The sequence below is a fragment of the Bifidobacterium sp. VU/mBH4 (B4) genome, assembly GCF_058199535.1.
The window spans coordinates 241668-263666 of sequence record NZ_JBVPQJ010000003.1; the positions used below are offsets into that span (position 1 = coordinate 241668).

Consider the following 21999-nt stretch of genomic DNA (forward strand, 5'->3'; position numbering starts at 1 on the left):
TGCCTAGCGGGCCGCGGCTGGGACCCGAGCGAGGCTGTGCCTACAATGGAGATCATTAGGGATTCGTCGACGGGCGGGACCACGAGGGGTACGGCCGTCCGCCGGGAGAGGCAGGAACAGATGGTCCAGGAATATTCAGAGCTGGATGACAAGGCCCCTCGGGCCGACGGCCGGGTTCATGAGGATCAGGCCATTCCGGGGCCGGTGAGCGGCTCTGGCAGGTTGGATGTGTCCAAACCGATCTGGTCCTTTGAGTCGGATGCCGCCGACGGCAAGAAGAAGACTGGCAAGGCTGCCAAGGGGATCAAATCGTCCAAAAAGGACAAGAAGGCCAAGAAGGCGAAAAGAGTCAACAAGGCCAGGAAACCAAAATCGGGAAGAAGACGGGAGAAGGCCCTGCCTGCGCTCTTCCAGCCCATGGAACTGCGCGACCAGCACATCCGCAATAGGATCTGGATGCCGCCCATGGACACCTATTCGTCCCTGCGGCATGACGGGGTTCCTACCAACTTCCACTATCAGCACTATGTGTCCAGGGCCCTTGGCGGCTTCGGGGTCGTCATCGGGGAGGCCACGGCCGTAAATCCCCAAGGGCGGATCTCTCCCTGCGACGTGGGGCTATGGGACGACGAGCAGACCAGGGCCTGGCAGGGCATAGTCCGGGATGTCAAGGCTGCTGGAGCCGTCCCCATCGTCCAGCTCAACCATTCCGGGCGCAAGGGCTCCTCCGGGTGCTCCTCCATGGGCTATATCAACGCCACCGTGCCTGTGGCCGAAGGAGGCTGGCAGCCCGTAGGCCCCAGCCCCATCGCCTTCGGGAGGATGGCGGTCCCGGTGCAGCTCTCGCGGGCGCAGATAGCCTCCATCGTGGCTGACTTCCGTTCCGCTGCCGTGCGAGCCGTTCAAGCCGGCTTCCTGGGAGTGGAGCTGCATGCTGCCCACGGTTACCTGCTCTCCCAGTTCCTGGATCCCCTGGTCAACCGACGCAGCGACGAGTACGGGGGTGACCTGTCCGGCAGAATGCGTCTGCTGATCCAGGTGACCGATGCCGTGCGCGAGGTCATTCCCTCGGGCATGCCCCTGCTGGTGCGCATGTCCGCCACCGACTGGGCCACTGGCGGTTGGGGTCTGGACGAGACCATCCGCACCGCCAAGGTGCTCAAGCTGCACGGGGTGGATCTGATTGACGTTTCCACCGGGGGGCTGGTGCCAGGCGTGAAGATCCCGGCTGCTCCCAACTACCAGGTGCCCTTCTCCTACCAGGTGCGCAGCCAGGTGCTGATTCCCACCACAGCGGTGGGGCTGATCACCAAGCCCAGGCAGGCTGACCGGATCGTACGCAAGGGTCTGGCCGATGCGGTTGAGATCGGTCGAGCCAGCCTGCGCGACCCCTACTGGCCGCTCAGGGCCGCCTACAAACTGGGGCTGTCCGCTCAGCAGGCACCCTACCCTGAGCCTTACCGGCGCGGGGCCTACGGCATCGCACGCTGAGAGCGGCCATGGACGCTGTTGGTGGCAGAGCAGGAACCATTGTGGTCATGCCCACCTATCAGGAGGCCGACAATATCGGGGTGATCCTTCCGCAGCTGCTGGCCTGTTGTCCGGAAGTCGATGTTCTGGTTGTCGATGACAACTCGCCGGACGGCACCGGTGCCAAGGCCGAGGACATGGCCAAGCGCGACCCTCGCGTGCACGTCATCCATCGGCAGGACCGCCGCGGGTTGGGCCCAGCTTACGTGCAGGGTTTCCGCTGGTCGTTGGGGCATGGCTATGACTTGATCTGCGAGATGGACATGGATGGCTCCCATCGGCCCCAGGATCTGGCCAGGATGCTGGCGGTGGCCCGAGGCAAGGCGCATCCGGATCTGGTCATCGGCTCGCGCCGGGTGCGCGGAGGCCGCACTCAACATTGGCCCTGGTATCGGGACCTGATCTCGCGTCTGGGATCCTGGTATGCTCGCACCGCCCTGGGGTCCTCCGTGCGGGATATGACCGCCGGCCTGCGGGTCTATCGAGCGGACGTGCTGAGGCGGATCGATCTGGGAAGGGTTCGCTCCAGCGGCTACGTCTTTCAGGTGGATATGCTGCGTCGGGTCCAGGCCATGGGCCTGAGCGTCGTCGAAGTGCCTATAGTCTTCGTGGAGCGGGTCCGCGGCAGTTCAAAGATGGATGCCGGGATCGTTCTGGAGGCCATGGTCCAGGTGACCCTGTGGGGACTTGAACGGTTGACCCATCGAAACTGACATTGCATCGCCATCGTGTTCGCTTTCTCGGGCGACCCCGCAGGCCCTTGTGGGCGACTTGAAGACAGAATGTGCCTTGGTTGACAGATTGCCGCAATAGCCGCGGCAGGCCTCTGGCGTATGGAAGAATGGTCGGGGTATCGAAGAAACATCGATTGTTCGCCCCTGTTTTTGGACCGCGACCACAGTCCAATGGCCGGCTTGCCAATTTGGGCGAATGTGTGCGATAATGTTCGAATGATATCGTCACAACGCCAACACCTGATATTGAACCGGTTGCGTACTCGTGGCGCAGTCCGTATCACCGCCCTCTCCAAGGAGTTGGGCGTTTCCGCCATGACCATCCGTCGGGACATTGCCGACCTGGCGGACAAGGGCCTGCTTAAGAGGGTCCACGGAGGGGCCGTCACCACCAGCTCGCTGCTGGCTGAGCCGCTCTTCTCGGTCAAGTCGCAGATGGACATGGGCCTCAAGGACACCATCGCCCGTCACGCCATCGACTATGTCTCCCCGGGCGATGTCATCGCCATCGGCGGCGGGACCACGGCCTATGTCTTCGCCCAGCACCTCCTGGAGAGCCGTCAGTGCGCCGGCGTGACCCTGCTGACCAATTCCATCCCCGTGGCCGAACTGGTGCAGGCCATGGAGAGCAAGGACGTCGAGGTCATCGTCACTGGCGGCGTCATCACCCGGTCCAACTCCCTGGTAGGCCCCATTGCAGACAAGGTCATCGCCTCCCTGCGGGTCAACACGGTCTTTCTGGGGACCCACTCGGTCTCCATACCCCGCGGCTTCCTGATGCCCAACTCCCTGGAGGCGGCCACCGATATGGCGCTCATGGACATCGCCGACCGGACCATCATCCTGACCGATCACACCAAGTGGAGCTGCACCTCCCTGTCCCTGTTCGCCTCCTTCGACCAGGTGGACACCGTCATCACCGACGACCAGCTGGACCAGGAGTCGGCCGAGGCCACCCGCTCCCTGGTCAAGCGGCTGGTGTTGGTGCCGGTCAACCCCGAGGAAGGCCAGGCTCAACCCACCGATGGGTCTGAGGATCAGACTCAATGAACGATCGGTCACACTGGGGTGCGTGGGTTGCCATAGCTGGTTGCCATGGATTGTCAATCATCACGGACGATGAAGGAGCAGCATGAAGTCAGAGCAGTATGTCCCTCAGCGGTATGTTCCCGGCGACTACGCCAGGGAGCACATCCGCATCACCCCCACCAGGCTGGCCGACGGGCGCCGGTTCTTCTACCTGGACGACGATCCTGAGTACGTCTCCGGCCGCAGGACCAGGCGTCTGGACGATCCCCGTCCGCTGACCGACCGGTTCGCCCCCCATCAGGATCAGGAGGGCAGGACGGTGCCCTTCCAGCCGCCGCAGATGCGCCGGGACCCTCTGACCGGCGACTGGATTCCCATGGCCACGGCCCGGATGAACCGGCCCATCACCGCCGGACCGCAGGCCACCGCCAAGGGCAACCCCCTGGCCGCCAGAAAGCCGGGAGACCCCTACCAGGATGGGGAGATCCCCGATGTGGACTACAACGTGGCGGTCTTCGAGAACCGTTTCCCCTCCATGATGCAGGTGCCCAGTACGCAGGCGGCCAACCAGCCCTCCTTGGTGGACGGCAACCCCCTCTGGCCGGTGCGCGAAGCCAATGGGCGCTGCGAGGTGGTCTGCTTCGACCCTGACGAGCACGCGTTGCCTGCCGATCTGCCGGTCTCCCGTCTGCGGACGGTGGTGGAGGCCTGGGCCTTCCGGACTGCTGAGATCTCGGCCATGGAGGGCATCGAACAGATCTTCCCCTTCGAGAACCACGGCCAGGAGATCGGCGTCTCCCTGGCTCACCCCCACGGACAGATCTACTGCTACCCCTTCATCGCCCCCCGGCTGGAGCAGGAGTTGCGGCAGTGCGCCGACTACCGGGAGCGCACCGGCGGCAACCTCCTGGCGGACATCCTCAAGGCCGAGCTGGACTCCGGCCGGCGGGTGGTCTTCCGCAACGCCACTTGGGTGGCCTATGTGCCCGCCGCCGCCCGCTGGCCCCTGGAGGTCCACGTGGCACCCGTCCGCGACGGGATTCTGAGCCTGGACCAGCTGAACGACCAGGAGCGCTGGGACCTGGCCGTCATGTATTCCACCCTGCTCAAGCGGGGCAATGCCTTCTTCGACAAGGGCGACGGCAGGGGGATGGATCTGCCCTACATCGCTGCCTGGCACCAGGCCCCGCTGCACGATCCGCGGCGGGAGGACTACAGACTCAACCTGCAGTTCTTCTCCTTCCGTCGGGCCGTGGACAAAATCAAGTATCTTGCCGGATCCGAGTCAGGCATGGCTGCCTGGGTGTCGGACACCACCCCCGAGCGGATCGCCGACCGTTTCCGCCAACTGGGGCCCCTGGACCTGGAGAATGGAGAGAATCAATGACGACGACAGTGGAATTCATGCAGGCCTGGACCCAGGGCGCCGACGGCCAAGGCGCTACCAAGGCCCGGGAGCTCTTCCAAAAGGTCTATGGGGAGGATCCTCAGGGCGTCTGGAGCGCCCCCGGCCGGGTCAACCTGATCGGCGAACACACGGATTACAACGCCGGGCTCTGCCTGCCCATCGCCCTGCCCACTCGTACCTATGTGGCCGTCAGTCCCAGGACGGACAGCCGGGTCCGTCTGGTCTCCACCATGGATCCGGAGCATCCGGTCCAGGCTGATCTGGATGGTCTTCAGGCTCGGGGAGTGAGAGGCTGGGCAGCCTATCCGGTCGGGGTGGCATGGGCCCTGCAGCGGGACGGCTTCCCTCAGGTTCGAGGGTTCGACCTGGCTCTGGCCTCCTGCGTGCCCGTGGGGTCCGGGTTGAGCTCTTCGGCGGCCATGACCTGTGCTGTGGCACTGGCCCTGGATGACCTGTTCGATCTGGGACTGGGCGGCGACGAGGCTGGCCGGGTCAGGCTGGTCCAGGCTGCCATTGCGTCGGAGAACGATATGGCCGGAGCCTCCACTGGTGGCATGGATCAGAGCGCCTCCATGCGGTGTCGATCCGGTTGCGCCCTGCGGCTGGACTGCCGGCCAGAACTGGATGCCATGAGCAATGTTCGCCAGGTCCCCTTCGACCTGGAGGCTGCGGGGCTAGAGCTGCTGGTCGTCGACACCAGGGCCCAGCACCAGCTCAACGACGGCCAATACGATCAGCGACGGTCCACCTGTGAGCAGGCTGCGCATCTGCTGGGAGTGGCCAACCTGCGCCAGGCGGCAGACCAGGTCAACGGCGCTGCTGATCCCCCATCCGCCCTGGCTGCCCTGCTGGAGCAGCTGCCCGATGAGACCATGCGTCGGCGGGTACGCCACGTGGTCAGCGAGATAGGACGGGTGGACCGCTTTATCGAGGCCTTTGGCAGGCGCGATTACGTCCTGGCCGGCCGCCTGTTCAACGCCTCCCATGACTCCCTGAGGGACGACTACGAGGTCACCTGCCCGGAGCTGGATGAGGCCGTGGATGCGGCACGTCAGGGCGGGGCCTATGGGGCTCGCATGACCGGCGGCGGGTTCGGCGGATCCATCATCGCCCTGGCTGATGCCGGCAAGGGCTCCGATCTTGCCCGTGAGATAGCCGAACGATTCGCCTCCAAGGGATTCAAGGCTCCCAGAGCCCTGATCGCCCTGCCCTCATCGGCGGCCGTGCGCGAAGCCTGAATCGGACTGCAGACTCTTACGACCCCGCTTCTCCCGGCGCTCCTCTAAGCTGGGGGAGCGGGGCCCCGGTTTTCAAGGGGCCGGTCAAGGGTGAGGTGGATGAGGAGGACGGCCATGGACAAGGCGATCATCACGGTGGTGGGCAAGGATGCCATCGGCATCATCGGCAAGGTCTGCACAGACCTCTCCCAGCAGGGTGTCAATGTACTGGACATTTCGCAGACCATTCTGGATGGCTTCTTCACCATGATGATGATCGTGGACTGCACCTCCTGCCGGGATGATTTCGACGCGCTGAGCCAGCGGATGGATTCTTTGGGAGAAGAGATCGGGGTCTCCATCCGTTGCCAGCGCGAGGAGATCTTCACCAGGATGCACCGGGTCTGAGGAGGCGGCCATGATCACACGCGACGAGGTCCTTGAGACCAACGACATGATCGACCGGGAGCGCCTGGACGTGCGCACCATCACCATGGGCATCAGCCTGTTGGACTGCGCCAGCCAGGATGTGGACATGCTCTGCCGGAACATTCATCGCCGGATCGTCTCCCTGGCAGGCGACCTGGTGTCCACAGGGGACGCCATCGCCCGTGAGTACGGCATTCCCATCGTCAACAAGCGCATCACCGTCACCCCCATCTCCCTAGTGGCCGCCGGAGCCTGCCATAGCGTGGAAGACTATGTGGCCGTGGCCAAGGCCCTGGACCGCTCGGCCCAGGAGGTCGGGGTCAACCTGATCGGCGGCTACTCGGCTCTGGTAGGCAAGGGCATGACCCCGGCCGAGCGGCTGCTGATCAAGTCCCTGCCCAGGGCGCTGAGCCAGACGGAACGGGTCTGCGCCAGCGTCAACGTGGGCTCCACCAAAACGGGCATCGATATGGATGCCGTCGCCCTGATGGGTAGGGTCGTCAAGGCCACTGCCGAGAGCACCGCCGACTCGGACAGCTCCGGCTGCACCAAGCTGGTGGTCTTCTGCAACGCTCCGGACGACAACCCCTTCATGGCGGGCGGCTTCCATGGGGTCAGCCAGGGATCGGCCGTCATCAACGTGGGGGTCTCCGGGCCCGGCGTGGTCAAGACCGCCCTGGAATCAGCCAAGGGTGCGGACTTCGGGCAGCTCTGCGAGACCATCAAGCGCACGGCCTTCAAGATCACCCGGGTGGGTCAGCTGGTGGCCCAGGAGGCCAGCCGTCGCCTGGACGTGCCCTTCGGCATCATCGACCTGTCCCTGGCGCCCACCCCGGCTGTCGGAGACTCAGTGGGGGAGGTTCTGCAGACCATGGGTCTGGAGCAGGTAGGCGCCCCCGGTACCACTGCGGCCCTGGCCATCCTCAACGATCAGGTCAAGAAGGGCGGCATCATGGCGTCCAGCTCGGTGGGCGGGCTGTCCGGGGCCTTCATCCCCGTGTCCGAGGACGCCGCCATGATCCAGGCTGCGCAAGAGGGGAGCCTGACCCTGGAGAAGCTTGAGGCCATGACCTGCGTCTGCTCGGTGGGGCTGGACATGATCCCCATCCCAGGGGACACTTCTGCGGAGTCCATCTCCGGCCTGATCGCCGACGAGGCGGCCATCGGCATGATCAATCAGAAGACCACCGCAGTCAGGGTCATTCCTGTCATCGGCAAGCAGGTAGGCGAGTGGGCCGAGTTCGGCGGGCTCATGGGCGGCGGGCCGGTCGTGCCGGTCAATACCCGTTCCTGCGCGGACTTCGTCAATCGAGGCGGACACATCCCAGCGCCCATTCACAGCTTCAAGAACTGAGTGCGCTCGCGGAGTTCAGCGGCCGCCTTGGAATCCCAGCTGCCGCCAGGCCTCGTAGATGGCGATGGAGGCGCAGTTGGTCAGGTTCAGGCTGCGCAGGCTGGGCCGCATGGGCAGCCTGACCTGTTCGGCCACGTGAGGGCCGGCCATGATCTCCATGGGGTCGGGAATGTCGCCCGGTTCGGGGCCGAACAGGAGGATGTCGTCCGGCCGGTAGCTGACCTCGGTGTAGAGCTTGTCGGCGTGGGCGGTAAAGGCGATGATACGGCTGTCGGGCATGGAGCGGACCAGGTCGTCGAAGTCCGGGTGCAGAACCACGTGGGCCATGTCGTGGTAGTCCAAGCCGGCCCGGCGCAGCTTGGTGTCTTTGAGGTTGAAGCCCAAGGGCTCTATCAGGTGCAGGATGGTGCCGGTCACGGCGCACAGGCGGATGGCCGAGCCGGTGTTGCCGGGGATCCGCGGCGAGTAGTAGCACAGGTGGGGCGTGGAGGTCTTGACCCGGCTGGCCTGATCGGCCTTCATCATGGCATCCACCACGGAGATGGGGTTGCCGTGGGCGTCGGTGACCAGCTCATCAGGGCCATAATTCGATTTGCGGTATCCGTACTCGTACATGCTTTCGACGGCCTTTGATTGGTTGCCGGACCGCTCCTGCTCCTGCCTGTTCATGAGGCCAACCTACCGTCGCCAAACGACAGGCCAGGCAGTGACGGTCGGCACCGTCGGGCAGAATACGGCGGTTGAATGAGGCAGGATCCAATGGCGAAGGGCGGTGTGACCATGGAGAAGACGGAAACGGCCTTGGCGGAGACTGAGCCCATCCGCCTGCGGCTGTTCGACTGGTGGAGCCGGTATGCCCGCGACCTGCCCTGGCGCTTTGGACGAACCACGCCTTGGGGGGTCCTGGTCTCCGAGGTCATGAGCCAGCAGACCCAGATGAGTCGGGTGGTGCCCTACTGGACGGCCTGGATGAACGCCTGGCCGGATGCGGCCTCACTGGCCGCCGCCCCCAAGGCTGAAGTCATTACGGCCTGGGGCCGGCTGGGCTACCCGCGCCGAGCCCTGCGCCTGCAGGAGTGCGCGCGGCAGGTGGCGGGCCAATATGCAGACCGGCTGCCTCGGGATTACGACCAGCTGGTGGCCCTGCCCGGCATCGGCGACTATACGGCCAGCGCTGTCATGAGCTTTGCCTACGGCGAGAGAATTGCCGTCATTGATACCAATATCCGCAGGGTGCTCTCCAGGGTCTTTCTGGGGCGTGAATCCACCGGGGGTGCTGCCAACCGAGAAGAGCGCCAGCTGGCCTGGCATGTCCTGCCCGAAGACGAAGATCCAGGGGCTTCCGGTCATCGCGTGACCGGTGATGACCGCTTGGGAACGGCTGATCCGCAGATCCGGTCGGTAGCCTGGCGGGAGCCGCCTTCGGCCCGTTGGAACCAGGCCGTCATGGAGCTGGGCGCCACGGTCTGTGTCGCCCGCAAGCCGGCCTGTGACATCTGCCCTCTGGCCGGTCACTGCCGTTTCCTCAAGGCTGGGCTGCCCGGTCTGGGCGCAGGCAGGACCAGGCCCCGGCAGCGCTTCGCAGGCACCGACCGGCAGATTCGCGGATCCATCCTCCAGGCACTGCGGCAGGCTTCGGGCGCGCCCGTCTTCAGGAAGGATCTGAAATCCCTGTGCGACGACGAAATCCGACTTGATCGGTGCATCGCCTCCCTGGACGAGGACGGCCTTCTGGAGATCGGCCAGGATGGCCGCCTGAGTCTGCCGCAGTGAATGCCGCCCTGACGATTAGACTGGAGAAGTATGGCCAAGCGACGTATGAGCGAGAAGAAGCGGCGGATGTACCGTCGCCGGAGGATTGCGGCCGCCCTGCTGGCGGTGCTCTTCCTGCTGGTCTGCGCTGGCCTGGTCTGGGGCGTGGGGGCCGGCATCCGAGCACTGCGTGGAGGCAGCGGGGCCCAGGGAGCCTCGACCAGTGTCCAGCAGAGCTCAAAGACCAAATCCAAGGACAAAGACAAGCAGAAGAAGGAGTCCGGCAAAAAGCGTTCCACAGGAGCTCCTGACTGCGGCAAGGGGGACCTGGCTCTGGAGCTGGCCGCGCCCGATCCCAGCACTGGGGTCGGCGGATCCATCGACTTTACGGCTACCATTCGTCACAAGGGAACGGGGTCCTGTCTGGTGGACGGCTCCGACGGCGGACGGGTGCTGATCATCACCAGCGGCCAGGAGACCATCTGGCGTTCCGATGCCTGCCCGGTTGGGGCGCGCACTCTGCTCATGGCCACCGGCGACAAGGACGTGCAGACCATCACCTGGAATGCCGACAGCAGCCAGGATAGCTGCCTGCCCGACGATCAGCTGCCTCGGGTCAATGCCGGCTCCTACCAGGCCAAGCTGGTCCTCAAGGCCAATCCCCGGGTGGCTTCCCAGCCTGTGCCGGTCATGGTCCAATAGCAGCTTTCCAAAGACGACACGCCGATTGCATCCATGGTTCTTGTCTGCTATAGTTTTGTTTTTGCATGAGGTGTGTCATATAGCGGGCATGCATCATCGAGGAGGTGCCCGCGAATAGGCATATGGCGGCCATTCGGCATCTCCCTGGGGTAACAGGAATGATCGAGTACGGCGAGCGATAAGGAACGTCCATTTTGGCTGCCAATAAAGCTGTAAGAAGTACCACCACTACGCAGGCACGCGCTGACGAACACGACATCAAACTGCACAAGGCCACTGACCGTGTCAACTTCGGATCCATCCGCGAACCCATCGAGGTGCCCTACCTCCTGGGTGTGCAGACCGACAGCTTCGACTGGCTGGTCGGAAACGACCGCTGGAAGAAGCGGGTCGAGGAGGATCAGGTCAACGGAACCCATACCGTGGCCCCCGTCTCCGGCCTGGATGAGGTTTTCCAGGAGATTTCTCCCATTGAGAACTTTGCCCAGACCATGAGCCTGACCTTCTCGGATCCTTACTTCGAGGAGCCCCGGCACACGGTCCAGGAGTGCAAGGAGAAGGACTACACGTATTCCGCTCCTCTGTACGTGAACGCCGAGTTCGAGAACGGGGACACCGGCGAGATCAAGTCGCAGACCGTCTTCATGGGCGACTTCCCGCTGCAGACCCCCCACGGCACCTTCATCATCGGCGGCTCGGAGCGCGTCATCGTCTCCCAGCTGGTCCGTTCCCCGGGCGTCTACTTCGACCGGACCCAGGACCGCAACTCCGACAAGGAGATCTTCGGGGCCAAGATCATCCCCAGCCGGGGCGCCTGGCTGGAGTTCGAGATCGACAAGCGTGATGTGCTGGGCGTGCGCGTGGACCGCAAGCGCAAGCAGTCCGCCATCGTCTTCCTCATGGCCATCGGCATGACCAAGCCGCAGATCCGCAAGGCCTTCAAGGGCTACCCGCTGGTGCTGGACGCCCTGGAGAAGGAGACCATCGAGACCCAGGACGAGGCCCTGACCGACCTCTACCGCAAGATCCGGCCCGCGGACACCGCCTCGCCCGAGGCCGGCCGCAACCTGCTGGACTCCTTCTACTTCAATACCAAGCGCTACGACCTGGCCCGGGTCGGCCGTTACAAGATCAACCGCAAGCTGGGTCTTGAGGCCGACTTCAACGATCGCAGCCTGCATCCCGAGGACATCATCGCCACCCTGAAGTACCTGGTGACCCTGCATGCCGGCGGGCAGACCTTCCCCGGCCGCCGCAACGGCCAGGACATCGAGCTGCGGGTGGACGTGGACGACATCGACCACTTCGGCAACCGCCGCATCCGCCAGGTGGGCGAGCTGATCCAGAACCAGCTGCGCACCGGCCTGAGCCGTATGGAGCGCGTGGTCCGCGAGAGGATGACCACCCAGGATGCGGAGGCCATCACCCCGCAGTCCCTGATCAACATCCGCCCGGTCAACGCCACCATCAAGGAGTTCTTCGGAACCTCCCAGCTGAGCCAGTTCATGGATCAGAACAACCCGCTGGCCGGCGTGACCAACAAGCGTCGTCTCTCGGCCCTGGGCCCCGGCGGCCTCTCCCGCGACCGCGCCTCCATGGAGGTGCGCGATGTGCACCCCTCCCACTATGGACGCATGTGCCCTATCGAGTCCCCTGAAGGCCCCAACATCGGTCTGATCGGCTCCCTGGCCACCTTCGCCCGGGTCAACCCCTTCGGCTTCATCGAGACCCCCTACCGCAAGGTCATTGATGGCCAGGTGACCGACGACGTGGTCTACATGACCGCCGACCAGGAGTCCGAGCACACCATCGCCCAGGCCAACCAGGAGATCGACGAGACCGGACACTTCGTCGAGGACGAGGCCCTGGTGCGTGACGCCGAGGCCGAGGCCAAGGATGTGCCCGTCTCCCAGGTGGATCTGATGGATGTCTCCCCCCGGCAGATGGTTTCGGTGGGTGCCTCCCTGATCCCCTTCCTGGAGCACGACGAGGGCCACCGAGCACTGATGGGCACCAACATGCAGCGTCAGGCCGTCCCCCTGGTCAAGTCCGAGCGTCCCCTGGTGGGCACCGGCTCCGAGTGGCGGTCCGCCATCGATTCCGGTGACGTCATCCTGGCCGAGAAGCCGGGCGTGGTCACCTACGTCTCCGCCGACATCATCCGTGTCATGAACGACGACGGCACCCAGTCCTCCTACAAGCTGGCCAAGTTCCAGCGGTCCAACCAGACCACCTGCTACAACCAGGTTCCCCTGATCAAGGATGGGGAGCGGGTCGAGGCCGGCACGGTCCTGGCCGATGGCCCCGCCACCCAGAAGGGCGAGATGGCCCTGGGCAAGAACCTCTTGGTGGCCTTCATGCCCTGGAACGGCTACAACTACGAGGACGCCGTCATCATCTCTCAGCGGCTGGTCCAGGACGACACCCTGAGCTCCATCCACATCGAGGAGTACGAGACCGACGCCCGCGAGACCAAGCTGGGCGCCGAGGAGATCACCCGGGACCTGCCCAACGTGGGCGAGGACGCAGTGGCCAACCTGGACGAGCGCGGCATCATCCGCATCGGCGCCGAGGTCGAGGCCGGAGACATCCTGGTCGGCAAGGTCACCCCCAAGGGCGAGACCGAGCTGACCCCCGAGGAGCGACTCCTGCGTGCCATCTTCGGCGAGAAGAGCCGCGAGGTGCGTGACACCAGCCTGCGGGTTCCCCATGGCGAGACCGGCACGGTCATCGAGGTCAAGGAGATCACCCGTGAGGATGCCGAGGAGGACGGCGACGAGCTGCCCAACGGCGTCAACCGGATGATCCGGGTCTACATCGCCCAGCACCGCAAGATCACCCAGGGCGACAAGCTTTCCGGCCGCCACGGCAACAAGGGCGTCATCTCGAGGATCCTGCCCGAGGAGGATATGCCCTTCATGGCCGATGGCACACCCATCGACATCATGCTCAACCCCCTGGGCGTGCCCTCGCGTATGAACCTGGGCCAGGTCCTGGAGCTCCATCTGGGGTGGATCGCCCACTCCGGATGGGACATCAGCCTGGACCCCAACCTGGAGGCCGAGTGGAAGAAGCACATTCCGGCAGGGGCCGAGAAGGCCGAGCCCGGCACCGCCGTGGCCACCCCGGTCTTCGACGGTGTGCGTCAGGATGCCCTGAACGGTCTGCTCAAGACCACCCTGCCCAACCGTGACGGCGAGCGCCTGGTGGGCGACGACGGCAAGGCCGTGCTCTACGACGGCCGCACCGGCGAGCCCTTCACCAAGCCGATCTCCGTGGGCTACATGTACATGCTCAAGCTCCACCACCTGGTGGACGACAAGATCCACGCCCGGTCCACCGGCCCCTACTCCATGATCACCCAGCAGCCCCTGGGCGGCAAGGCCCAGTTCGGCGGCCAGCGCTTCGGCGAGATGGAGGTCTGGGCCCTGGAGGCCTACGGTGCCGCCTACACCCTGCACGAGATGATGACCACCAAGTCCGACGACGTGGATGGCCGTGTGCGGGCCTACGGAGCCATCGTGCGCGGGGAGAACCTGCCGGCAGCAGGCATCCCGGAGTCCTTCAAGGTGCTCCTCAAGGAGATGCAGTCGCTCTCCCTGAACGTGGAGGTGCTCAACGCCGAAGGCAACGTCATCGAGATGAAGGACGAGGACGACGACCCCAGCGCCGCCTCCGACGACCTGGGCTTCAACATCGGCGCCCGCCCGGACGCCGCCGCCAAGGCCGACCAGTCAGCTCCCGAGCCGGAGTACCGCTGAACCACCAGTCACAGGGATGCCCGCCTGACGGGCATCCCGCTAAAAGGCAAACTTCAGAGCAGTTACAAGATCAGAGACAGGACATAGAGTGCTGGACGTCAATGCATTTGACAAACTGAGAATCGGACTGGCCACGGCCGACGACATCCGCGGCTGGAGCTATGGCGAGGTTAAGAAGCCCGAGACCATCAACTACCGTACCTTGAAGCCCGAGAAGGACGGCCTGTTCGGCGAGCAGATCTTCGGACCCACCCGCGACTGGGAGTGCGCCTGCGGCAAGTACAAGCGCGTCCGGTTCAAGGGCATCGTCTGCGAGCGCTGCGGCGTGGAGGTCACCCGCTCCCGCGTCCGCCGCGAGCGCATGGGCCACATCGAGCTGGCCGCCCCCGTCACCCATATCTGGTTCTTCAAGGGTGTGCCCTCCCGGCTGGGATACCTGCTGGACATCGCGCCCAAGGACCTGGAGAAGGTCATCTACTTCGCGGCCTACATGGTCACCAAGGTGGACGAGGAGCAGCGCCACAAGGATCTGCCCGACCTGCAGGACGAGTTCGACAACGAAATCAACCAGCTGGAGAAGAAGCGCGACCTGGAGATCGACAAGCGCGCCAAGAAGCTGGAGGAGGACCTGGCCGAGCTGGAGAAGACCGACGAGGTCAAGGGTTCCATGAAGGCTCGTCTGCGCAACGGGGCCGAGCGGGACATGACCGCCATCCGTAAGCGCTATGACGACCAGATCCAGAGGATCACCGCCGTCTTCGACCGTTTCAAGACCCTGAAGCCCGGCGACATGGAGGGCGACGTGGATCTGTGGCGGGAGATGCAGGACCGCTACGGTGACTACTTCGAGGGCTGCATGGGCGCCGAGGCCATCAAGAAGCGCCTGCAGGACTTCGACCTGGAGGGTGCCGCCAAGGAGCTCCGTCACGAGATCGACACTGGCTCCGGCCAGCGCAAGGCCCGTGCCTTGAAGCGGCTCAAGGTGGTCTCCGCCTTCCTGAACACCGGCAACAAGCCCGAGGCTATGGTCCTGGATGTCGTCCCGGTCATCCCGCCCGACCTGCGCCCCATGGTGCAGCTGGACGGCGGTCGCTTCGCTACCTCCGACCTGAACGACCTCTACCGGCGCGTCATCAACCGCAACAACAGGCTCAAGCGCCTGATCGAGCTGGGTGCCCCCGAGATCATGCTCAACAATGAGAAGCGCATGCTCCAGGAGGCTGTGGACTCCCTCTTCGACAACGGCCGCCGTGGCCGTCCCGTCACCGGAGCCTCCAACCGTCCGCTGAAGTCCCTGGCAGACATGCTCAAGGGCAAGCAGGGCCGCTTCCGTCAGAACCTGCTGGGCAAGCGTGTGGACTACTCCGGCCGTTCCGTGATCGTGGTCGGGCCCTCCCTGCGCATGCACCAGTGCGGCCTGCCCAAGCCCATGGCCCTAGAGCTCTTCAAGCCCTTCGTCATCAAGCGGCTGGTGGACCTCAACTACGCGCAGAACATGAAGAGCGCCAAGCGCCTGGTGGACCGCGGCGATCCCGAGGTCTGGGGCGTGCTGGAGGAGGTCATCTCCGAGCACCCCGTCCTGCTCAACCGTGCGCCTACGCTGCACCGTCTGGGCATCCAGGCCTTCGAGCCCATCCTGGTCGAGGGCAAGGCCATCCATCTGCCCCCGCTGGCCTGCGCAGCCTTCAACGCCGACTTCGACGGCGACCAGATGGCAGTCCACCTGCCCCTGTCGGCCGAGGCCCAGGCTGAGGCCCGTTCGCTCATGCTGGCCTCCGACAACATCCTCAAGCCTGCCGACGGCCACACGGTCACCATGCCCTCCCAGGACATGATTCTGGGTCTGTACTATCTGACCACCGTGGTTGACGGCGCCAAGGGCCAGGGCCGGATCTTCTCCAGCCTGGCCGAGGCACGGATGGCCCTGGACCTGGGCGAGATCGACATGCAGGCCAAGATCCTGCTGCGGGTCCCCGCCGACTTCGTCATGCCCAAGGATTGGGAGCCCGGCGACCTCAAGGTCGTCGACCCCGAGCCCGGCAGCCCCGACGTGGTCAAGGAGGAGGTCTTCAAGGACGGCTCCAGGCTCTTCGCCACCAACTACGGGCGGGTCCTGTTCAACCGGACGCTGCCTGTGGACTACCCCTTCATCAACGAGCAGGTGCCCAAGGGCAAGCTGTCCGGCATCGTGGACGACATCGCCACCCGGTACTCGACCGCCCAGGTCGCGGCCACCCTGGATGCCCTGAAGGATCTGGGCTTCACCCGGGCCCAGTGGTCCGGCGTGACCATGGCCTTCTCCGACATCGTGGTGCCGCCCGAGCGCAGCGAGATCGTCAACGAGTACCAGGGGCAGGCCGCCAAGGTCAACTCCCAGTACGACATGGGTCTGCTGACCGACGAGGAGCGCCGCCAGGAGCTGATCAACCTGTGGACCGAGTGCACCGACAAGGTGGCCGACGCCATGCAGGAGCATTTCACTCCGGACAACAACGTGAACATCATGGTCCAGTCCGGGGCACGAGGCAACTGGATGCAGATCCGCCAGATCGCCGGCATGCGAGGCCTGGTGGCCAACCCCAAGGGCGAGATCATCCCTCGACCCGTCAAGTCCAACTACCACGACGGCCTGTCGGTGCTGGAGTACTTCATCTCCCAGCACGGCGCCCGCAAGGGTCTGGCCGACACCGCACTGCGCACCGCCGAGTCGGGCTACCTGACCCGTCGTCTGGTCGATGTCTCCCAGGACGTGATCGTGCGCGAGGAGGACTGCGGCACCATGCGCGGTCTGACCATGAAGGTGGCCGAGCGCGACGAGCAGGGCAACCTGGTCCTGGTCAAGGCCGCCGACGGCGGACCCTACTCCAGGCTCCTGGCCGCCGACGTGATCGACCCCAAGGACGGCAAGACCGTGCTCTACAAGCGCGGCGACGCCCTGTCCATGGATGTCCTTCGCGACATGGTCGCCCACGGCGTGGAGGAGGTCAAGGCCCGTTCGGTCCTGACCTGCGAGTCCACCCGCGGAGTGTGCGCCAAGTGCTACGGCTGGTCCCTGGCCACCAACAAGCTGGTGGACGTCGGCGAGGCCGTGGGCATTGTGGCCGCCCAGTCCATCGGCGAGCCCGGCACCCAGCTGACGCTGCGTTCCTTCCACTCCGGCGGTGTGGCTTCGGCCTCCGACATCACCCAGGGTCTTCCCCGTGTCACCGAGCTCTTCGAGGCCCGTACCCCCAAGGGCGAGGCTCCCATCGCGGAGTTCCCCGGCACCGTCAAGGTGGAGGACACTGATCGCGGCCGCCAGGTGACCCTGACCCCCGATGACACCTCCGTGGAGGCGCTGACCTACCCGGTCACCCGCCGTGCGCCCATGATGGTCAAGGACGGACAGCACGTCGAGGCCGGCACCCAGCTGATCGAGGGCTCCGTGGATCCCAAGAAGATCCTGCGCATCCTCGGCCCGCGCGCTGCCCAGGTGAACATCGTCAACGAGGTGCATACGGTCTACCGCTCCCAGGGCGTGGACATCCACGACAAGCACATCGAGGTCATCGTCCACCAGATGCTCCGCCGCGTCACGGTCATCGACTCGGGCGACACCGACCTGCTGCCCGGCGAGCTGGTTGACCAGGCCAAGTTCAAGGCCGCCAACATGAAGGCCGTCAAGGCCGGAGGCAAGCCGGCTGCTGGACGCCCCGAGCTCATGGGCATCACCAAGGCCTCCCTGGCCACCGACTCCTGGCTGTCGGCCGCCTCCTTCCAGGAGACGACCCGCGTGCTCACCGAGGCCGCCCTGAACCAGAAGGTCGACGACCTGAAGGGCCTCAAGGAGAACGTGATCATCGGTAAGCTGATCCCTGCCGGCACCGGCCTGGCCAGGTACCGCAACGCCACTGTGGAGCCAGACAAGGCCATCCGCGACACCATCTACCCCAACTTCGGTCTGGGTGGCGGCGACGTGGATCTGAGCGACGCCGACCTGAACGATGTGGACTTCTCCAACATCGACTTCGGGGATCTGAAGCTGGGCGACGACTTCAACCCTGACGACTTCCTCAACGACCAGGGCGGCCAGAGCCATCTGGACACCCCCAACGTGCAGGATCCGCCAGCCGGGGCCGGCGATCAGACGGCTGCCACCACGAACACGGGATCTTCGGATGCCGCCGATGGCAGTGGCTCCGCCCAGAATCCGTCCCAGCAGTCCGGTTCGGCCACCTTCTCCTCCTCGGAGGACCAGCACTCCAACCAGTGAGCGTCTGAACAGCCGGTAGCCGCTGATCCGTCTGGGCCGGGTGACCCGGCCCAGCGGATTCGGCTGCAGGATATGTGAGAACGGATGAGGGCCTGTACGATCTCAGCGATCGCGCAGGCCCTTGTTTTGTTTTTCTTTCGATCCAGGTTGCCGGCAGTCAGTGGCCGATTGGTCAGCGCAGGTGCTTAGGGGAAAGCAGGGTGCGCCAGCGTCGGGTTCGTGGCAGGGATGCCAGGATGGCGGATCGCAGCTTGTCCACCAGCTGCCAGCAGTCTTCGGCCTCCTGCTCATCTGAAGGCTGCCGGTCGAACGAGGCCTGATCGGCCATGTTGCGCAGTCGATCCAGATCCTCGCGCAGTCCGGATGACAAGGACCCCGGGGGGTCGGTCAGCAGGGTCTGGGCGATCAGAGCTGCCTGCTCGCTACGGGTGCCCTCCAGGGGCAGGCCGGCCTGTCTGCCCAGGTTGCCGATCTGTCGCCAGCCGGCGCGGATGCGTGTCTTCGGGTCGCCGGTCGACCGGGCCTGTCTGCGCAGCCGGGCTTTGGCACCCAACAGGAGCAGAACCAGGAGAGCCGGCAGCCAGAGCGGCATGGTCCAGAGCGTCACTCTGGCTATCAGAGGTCCGTACCGCTGCAAGAACGAGGGTGAAGATTGCCGCGATGCTTCCTGTCCGCCGACGGTAGTTCGACCCTGGGTGGTCCGGTCGTCGCGGGGAGGATCGACCAGCGGGGGCGGTGGCTGGCGGACCAGGGTGCGCGGATTGGGTGGCGTAGAGTCCAGGGACCTGTCCGGAGTCTTGGTCTCCGGTGGCGTGGGGTAGAAGGGGACCCATCCTAGACCCTCTAGGTTGACCTCCACCCAGGCCTGGGCATCGCGTCCTGTGAAGTCGATTCTGGTGCTGCCGTCCGCCTGGGTCCTGGTCCGTTCCCTGCTGATGGAGCCGTCACGGTTCTTGGGCATGAATCCCAAGACCACCCGGGATGGCAGACCCATCTGTCGGGCCAGGAGGGCCATGGCTGAGGCGTATTGCTCGCTGTCGCCCACCATGGCCTGGCCCTGCAGGAGTTGATTGATTCGATAGTCGCCGTGGCCGGAGGCCGAGGGGTAATCGCCGGCCAGACCGTGGGAGAACCACCCCTCCCGGTGCAGCCGTTCCTCGATGGCCAGAGCCCTGGCGCCGCCGCGCACCTGCATGGAGGTCATGGAAGCAGCCGCCTTGGGCAGGCTCTCAGGTGCATCCGCCAGGGCAGGCACCTGCGCATCTCCCGGATCGCTGTCAGCTATACGACGGACTGCGGGTCGGCCTTCGGCCAGGCCATGCACCGAATAGCTGGTCCCCTTCTGCAGGGGCTGATCGGTCAGTGCGGTGTCTGTGGCCTTGTTGAAGTAGAGGTCCTTGCGTTGCAGGCTCTGATCCGTATCGATGCCGTCGACTTGTCCGGCGGAGGGCAACCAGGCATGGTCGAACCCCTCCCGGATCAGGAAGGTCGCGGTAAAAGGCTGTCCGGCCTGTCCGCTGTCTTGGGCCTGCTCCTGCTGCCTTTCCGTGCGGATCTTGGCGCCGATGCGCCGGTAGTCGGCTGCTCCTGCGCCCGAGGAGTCGGACAGATTCCAGACCTTGCCGTCATAACGGTCCATGACGGCCATACGGACCGGGGTGCCAGCGGGCAGGTTGCGGACCGTGACCAGGGTATCGTCGCGGTGGCGTTTGATGTACGCCCGGTAGTCGCTCAAGGGGCTGGTGAACTGGTAGGGGTCCATGGGCGGCTGATAGTGGTCACGAATGACCAGCCGGGTCGGGGCGGGCAGCAGTCCAGCGGAGAAAATCAGTCCAGCTGTCAATGTCAAGGCCAGAAGAGTGGATGCGAGCCCTTGCAGACGGAGCAGCCCCAGCCCGCTGGCGCACCAGATCAGCAGGAGCAGCCAGAGGATGCCACCCGTCAATGCCGGGTAGAGGCCCCTGCTGGTGCCTAGGGCTGCTGACACAGCCATGGCGGCCAGGATGGGCAGCGTGGCTGTCAGGACGGCCACGGGGTGCGCGGGCCGTCCCAGGTTGCGACCCAGGCCATGGCGGGCCAGCAGCACGGCCAGATAGCAGGTCCAGAGCATCAGCGTCCACAGGGCCATCAGTCCGCCTGCTTCCTGGCCGAGTGGGGGATCAATGGCTGCCAGGGTCTTGAAAGCGCCGAAGGTGGCGGACCAACCTTGTGCCAGGGTTGCCCAGGTGGGCAGGACATGGGCCAGGGTGGTCCCGTTCAGAGCGAGGATGGGGCCCAGCAGGAACTGGGCTGTGATCAGCAGCAGAGGCTGCAGGAGGGCTGTGGCAATGCCACGGCGGGGGAGCATGGCGATCAACAGTCCGGCCAGACATGCTGCGGCTCCCACTGTCAGCCAGAAGGGCAGGCTGCCATAGACCGGCAGCAGCTGCAGTCCGGCCAGCAGATCGAGTGGAGCCAATGCGGCGACCAGAATCATGGGGGAGCGGCGCCTGGTCGGGTCGACAGTGGACTGCAGACCAGCCCGGTCGATCAGGCGGATAGGCTCCCTCTGGGCTTGGTCCATCCACGATGCTGATGTGCTCATGGCTGGGTCTCCAAGAGGATGGGAAGGTCCTTCCTGTTGCCCAAAACAGCGTTGACCAACCCCGGCTGCGTCTGCAGGCTTGGATTGGCGCCCAAGTCAGCAGCCAGCAGCATGACCGGGGATGCGCTTTGGGCCGATCCGTCCATCAGGGCTGAGGGCTGGCGGTCGCCCAGCGAACCGGTCACCAGGATGGTCAGACTGGTCCGCTCGGGAGCCTCAGCCAGGTCGGGCTTGTCGTAGCTGTCCTGACGGGGGCGGATGGCGCTGCAGGCATCCAGAAAGCTTCGGGGATCCTCCGTAGGCAGGGTGGTTCCATGGGCATCAGGATCGTCCGGTTCTGGGGCCAGCGCTTGCAGCCGACGGCCGTCAAGCAGGCATCGGCAGCCCAGAGAGGCATAGATTTCGACTGCCAGCTCGAACTCATCCGCGCTCCTGTAGGAGGTGGCCTGGCCGTCCAGGATCAGTTTGATTCTGGTGCGCAGGGTGGGCTCGTACTGGCGGACCATCAGGGTGCCGGCCCGGGCAGTGGATAACCAGTGAACCCGTTTGATGTCGTCGCCTGGAACGTAGGGGCGTAGGGCATGGAATTCCAGATCGTCGTCGACAATGCCGGGGCCAGGGTCCCCCTCCAGGTCGCGCTTCAGCCCGGCTTTGAGGGGCGGCAGTGCCACCGTGCGGGGGTGGATATAGAGTTTGCGGGCGCCGGTCAGAATTCGGCGGCGACGGATGAGCCCCAGCGGATCCCCAGCCTCCATGGTCACCGGGCCTAGGTTAATCACGCCACGGGATCTGGCCTCCAGTTTCAAGCGGATCCGGTGACTCTGACCGGGTGCCAGGGCTGGCAGCGGTGCCATGACGGTTCCTTGGCCTAGGGCCAGGCCGATTCGGCCGCGGCGGGTGGAGCGGCTGCCTGGGTTGGTCAGCACCAGGATCAGCTCGGCCTGGCCACCCACCTCCAGATGGCCTTGATCCAGGCTCGTTTCAGCGCTACAGGACAGGTTGCCCAGGCTCATCAACAACCCCAGTAGGAGCATGCCCACGCCCAGCAGAGCGCCCGCCAGCAGTTCACGCCAGCCTGTAGGGACGAAGGTCAGAGCGCACAGAAGCGCGGCCAGAGCCATAGCCCGGCCTAGGGCAGTGATCGACTGCCATAGGCCGGCGGCCCGGGATCGCAGGCTCTGTTCGGATCCTGTCGAGGATGCCGGTCTAGCTTTCGGGGCAGTTCGGCTGGCGAAGGCGGTCATGGC

The 21999-nt window shown here is 65.1% G+C and carries 14 protein-coding genes; 11 read left to right on the forward strand and 3 right to left on the reverse strand.

Going from position 1 to position 21999, the window contains the following annotated elements; genetic code table 11:
- Positions 1-120 precede the first annotated feature (120 nt).
- The 7 genes from AC0AII_RS05620 (at position 121) to AC0AII_RS05650 (ending at position 7701) form a co-directional block, all read left to right on the forward strand.
- Complete coding sequence (locus AC0AII_RS05620; protein WP_490446420.1) at positions 121-1491, forward strand: NADH:flavin oxidoreductase/NADH oxidase; 1371 nt, start codon at positions 121-123, stop codon at positions 1489-1491.
- Between the two features lie 8 nt (positions 1492-1499).
- Positions 1500-2243: a polyprenol monophosphomannose synthase gene (locus AC0AII_RS05625; protein ID WP_463427921.1), complete on the forward strand. Its 744-nt coding sequence runs from the start codon at positions 1500-1502 to the stop codon at positions 2241-2243.
- A 219-nt stretch (positions 2244-2462) separates the two neighbouring features.
- Positions 2463-3314, forward strand: coding sequence for a DeoR/GlpR family DNA-binding transcription regulator (locus tag AC0AII_RS05630; RefSeq protein ID WP_082067561.1), 852 nt, complete (start codon positions 2463-2465; stop codon positions 3312-3314).
- An 82-nt stretch (positions 3315-3396) separates the two neighbouring features.
- On the forward strand, positions 3397-4680 hold the full coding sequence (gene galT, locus AC0AII_RS05635) for a galactose-1-phosphate uridylyltransferase (protein ID WP_490446421.1): 1284 nt from the start codon (positions 3397-3399) through the stop codon (positions 4678-4680).
- Entirely contained in the window at positions 4677-5939 is a 1263-nt protein-coding gene (gene galK, locus AC0AII_RS05640) for a galactokinase (protein ID WP_490446422.1), read from the forward strand. The genes galT and galK overlap by 4 nt, the downstream gene beginning before the upstream one ends.
- A 114-nt stretch (positions 5940-6053) precedes the next feature.
- On the forward strand, positions 6054-6326 hold the full coding sequence (locus AC0AII_RS05645) for an ACT domain-containing protein (RefSeq protein WP_490446423.1): 273 nt from the start codon (positions 6054-6056) through the stop codon (positions 6324-6326).
- 10 nt (positions 6327-6336) lie between these two features.
- The gene (locus AC0AII_RS05650; protein WP_198201051.1) at positions 6337-7701 is read left to right on the forward strand and encodes a PFL family protein; all 1365 of its coding nucleotides are present in this window, start codon (positions 6337-6339) and stop codon (positions 7699-7701) included.
- Positions 7702-7716: 15 nt separating this feature from the next.
- On the opposite strand, the gene AC0AII_RS05655 is transcribed toward AC0AII_RS05650, so the two are convergent.
- Positions 7717-8370 (reverse strand): tRNA (cytidine(34)-2'-O)-methyltransferase, encoded by a 654-nt coding sequence (locus AC0AII_RS05655; RefSeq protein WP_490446424.1) that lies wholly within the window; start codon positions 8368-8370, stop codon positions 7717-7719.
- 90 nt (positions 8371-8460) lie between these two features.
- On the opposite strand from AC0AII_RS05655, the gene AC0AII_RS05660 reads away from it, so the two are divergent.
- The 4 genes from AC0AII_RS05660 to AC0AII_RS05675 all read left to right on the forward strand — a co-directional run bounded on the left by AC0AII_RS05660 (position 8461) and on the right by AC0AII_RS05675 (position 18168).
- Positions 8461-9474: an HhH-GPD family protein gene (locus AC0AII_RS05660; protein ID WP_490446425.1), complete on the forward strand. Its 1014-nt coding sequence runs from the start codon at positions 8461-8463 to the stop codon at positions 9472-9474.
- A 30-nt stretch (positions 9475-9504) separates the two neighbouring features.
- A complete protein-coding gene (locus AC0AII_RS05665; protein WP_490446426.1) occupies positions 9505-10155 on the forward strand; it encodes a hypothetical protein in 651 nt (216 codons plus the stop codon).
- Positions 10156-10349: 194 nt separating this feature from the next.
- Complete coding sequence (gene rpoB, locus AC0AII_RS05670; protein ID WP_490446427.1) at positions 10350-13916, forward strand: DNA-directed RNA polymerase subunit beta; 3567 nt, start codon at positions 10350-10352, stop codon at positions 13914-13916.
- Positions 13917-14004: 88 nt separating this feature from the next.
- Positions 14005-18168, forward strand: a complete 4164-nt coding sequence (locus AC0AII_RS05675; protein WP_490446428.1) for a DNA-directed RNA polymerase subunit beta' — start codon at positions 14005-14007, stop codon at positions 18166-18168.
- 172 nt (positions 18169-18340) lie between these two features.
- On the opposite strand, the gene AC0AII_RS05680 is transcribed toward AC0AII_RS05675, so the two are convergent.
- Both AC0AII_RS05680 and AC0AII_RS05685 read right to left on the reverse strand, forming a co-directional pair.
- Positions 18341-20752 (reverse strand): transglutaminase TgpA family protein, encoded by a 2412-nt coding sequence (locus AC0AII_RS05680; protein ID WP_490446429.1) that lies wholly within the window; start codon positions 20750-20752, stop codon positions 18341-18343.
- Positions 20749-21996, reverse strand: coding sequence for a DUF58 domain-containing protein (locus tag AC0AII_RS05685; RefSeq protein ID WP_490446430.1), 1248 nt, complete (start codon positions 21994-21996; stop codon positions 20749-20751). Before AC0AII_RS05685 ends, AC0AII_RS05680 begins: the two co-directional genes overlap by 4 nt.
- Positions 21997-21999 lie beyond the last annotated feature (3 nt).

What these genes read in the sequence shown, in the direction of transcription:
- AC0AII_RS05620 (WP_490446420.1), top strand. Translation starts at nt 121, where the DNA reads ATGGTCCAGGAATATTCAGAGCTGGATGACAAGGCCCCTCGGGCCGAC.
- AC0AII_RS05625 (WP_463427921.1), top strand. Translation starts at nt 1,500, where the DNA reads ATGGACGCTGTTGGTGGCAGAGCAGGAACCATTGTGGTCATGCCCACC.
- galT (WP_490446421.1), top strand. Translation starts at nt 3,397, where the DNA reads ATGAAGTCAGAGCAGTATGTCCCTCAGCGGTATGTTCCCGGCGACTAC.
- galK (WP_490446422.1), top strand. Translation starts at nt 4,677, where the DNA reads ATGACGACGACAGTGGAATTCATGCAGGCCTGGACCCAGGGCGCCGAC.
- AC0AII_RS05645 (WP_490446423.1), top strand. Translation starts at nt 6,054, where the DNA reads ATGGACAAGGCGATCATCACGGTGGTGGGCAAGGATGCCATCGGCATC.
- AC0AII_RS05650 (WP_198201051.1), top strand. Translation starts at nt 6,337, where the DNA reads ATGATCACACGCGACGAGGTCCTTGAGACCAACGACATGATCGACCGG.
- AC0AII_RS05655 (WP_490446424.1), bottom strand. Translation starts at nt 8,370, where the DNA reads ATGAACAGGCAGGAGCAGGAGCGGTCCGGCAACCAATCAAAGGCCGTC.
- AC0AII_RS05660 (WP_490446425.1), top strand. Translation starts at nt 8,461, where the DNA reads ATGGCGAAGGGCGGTGTGACCATGGAGAAGACGGAAACGGCCTTGGCG.
- AC0AII_RS05665 (WP_490446426.1), top strand. Translation starts at nt 9,505, where the DNA reads ATGGCCAAGCGACGTATGAGCGAGAAGAAGCGGCGGATGTACCGTCGC.
- AC0AII_RS05680 (WP_490446429.1), bottom strand. Translation starts at nt 20,752, where the DNA reads ATGAGCACATCAGCATCGTGGATGGACCAAGCCCAGAGGGAGCCTATC.
- AC0AII_RS05685 (WP_490446430.1), bottom strand. Translation starts at nt 21,996, where the DNA reads ATGACCGCCTTCGCCAGCCGAACTGCCCCGAAAGCTAGACCGGCATCC.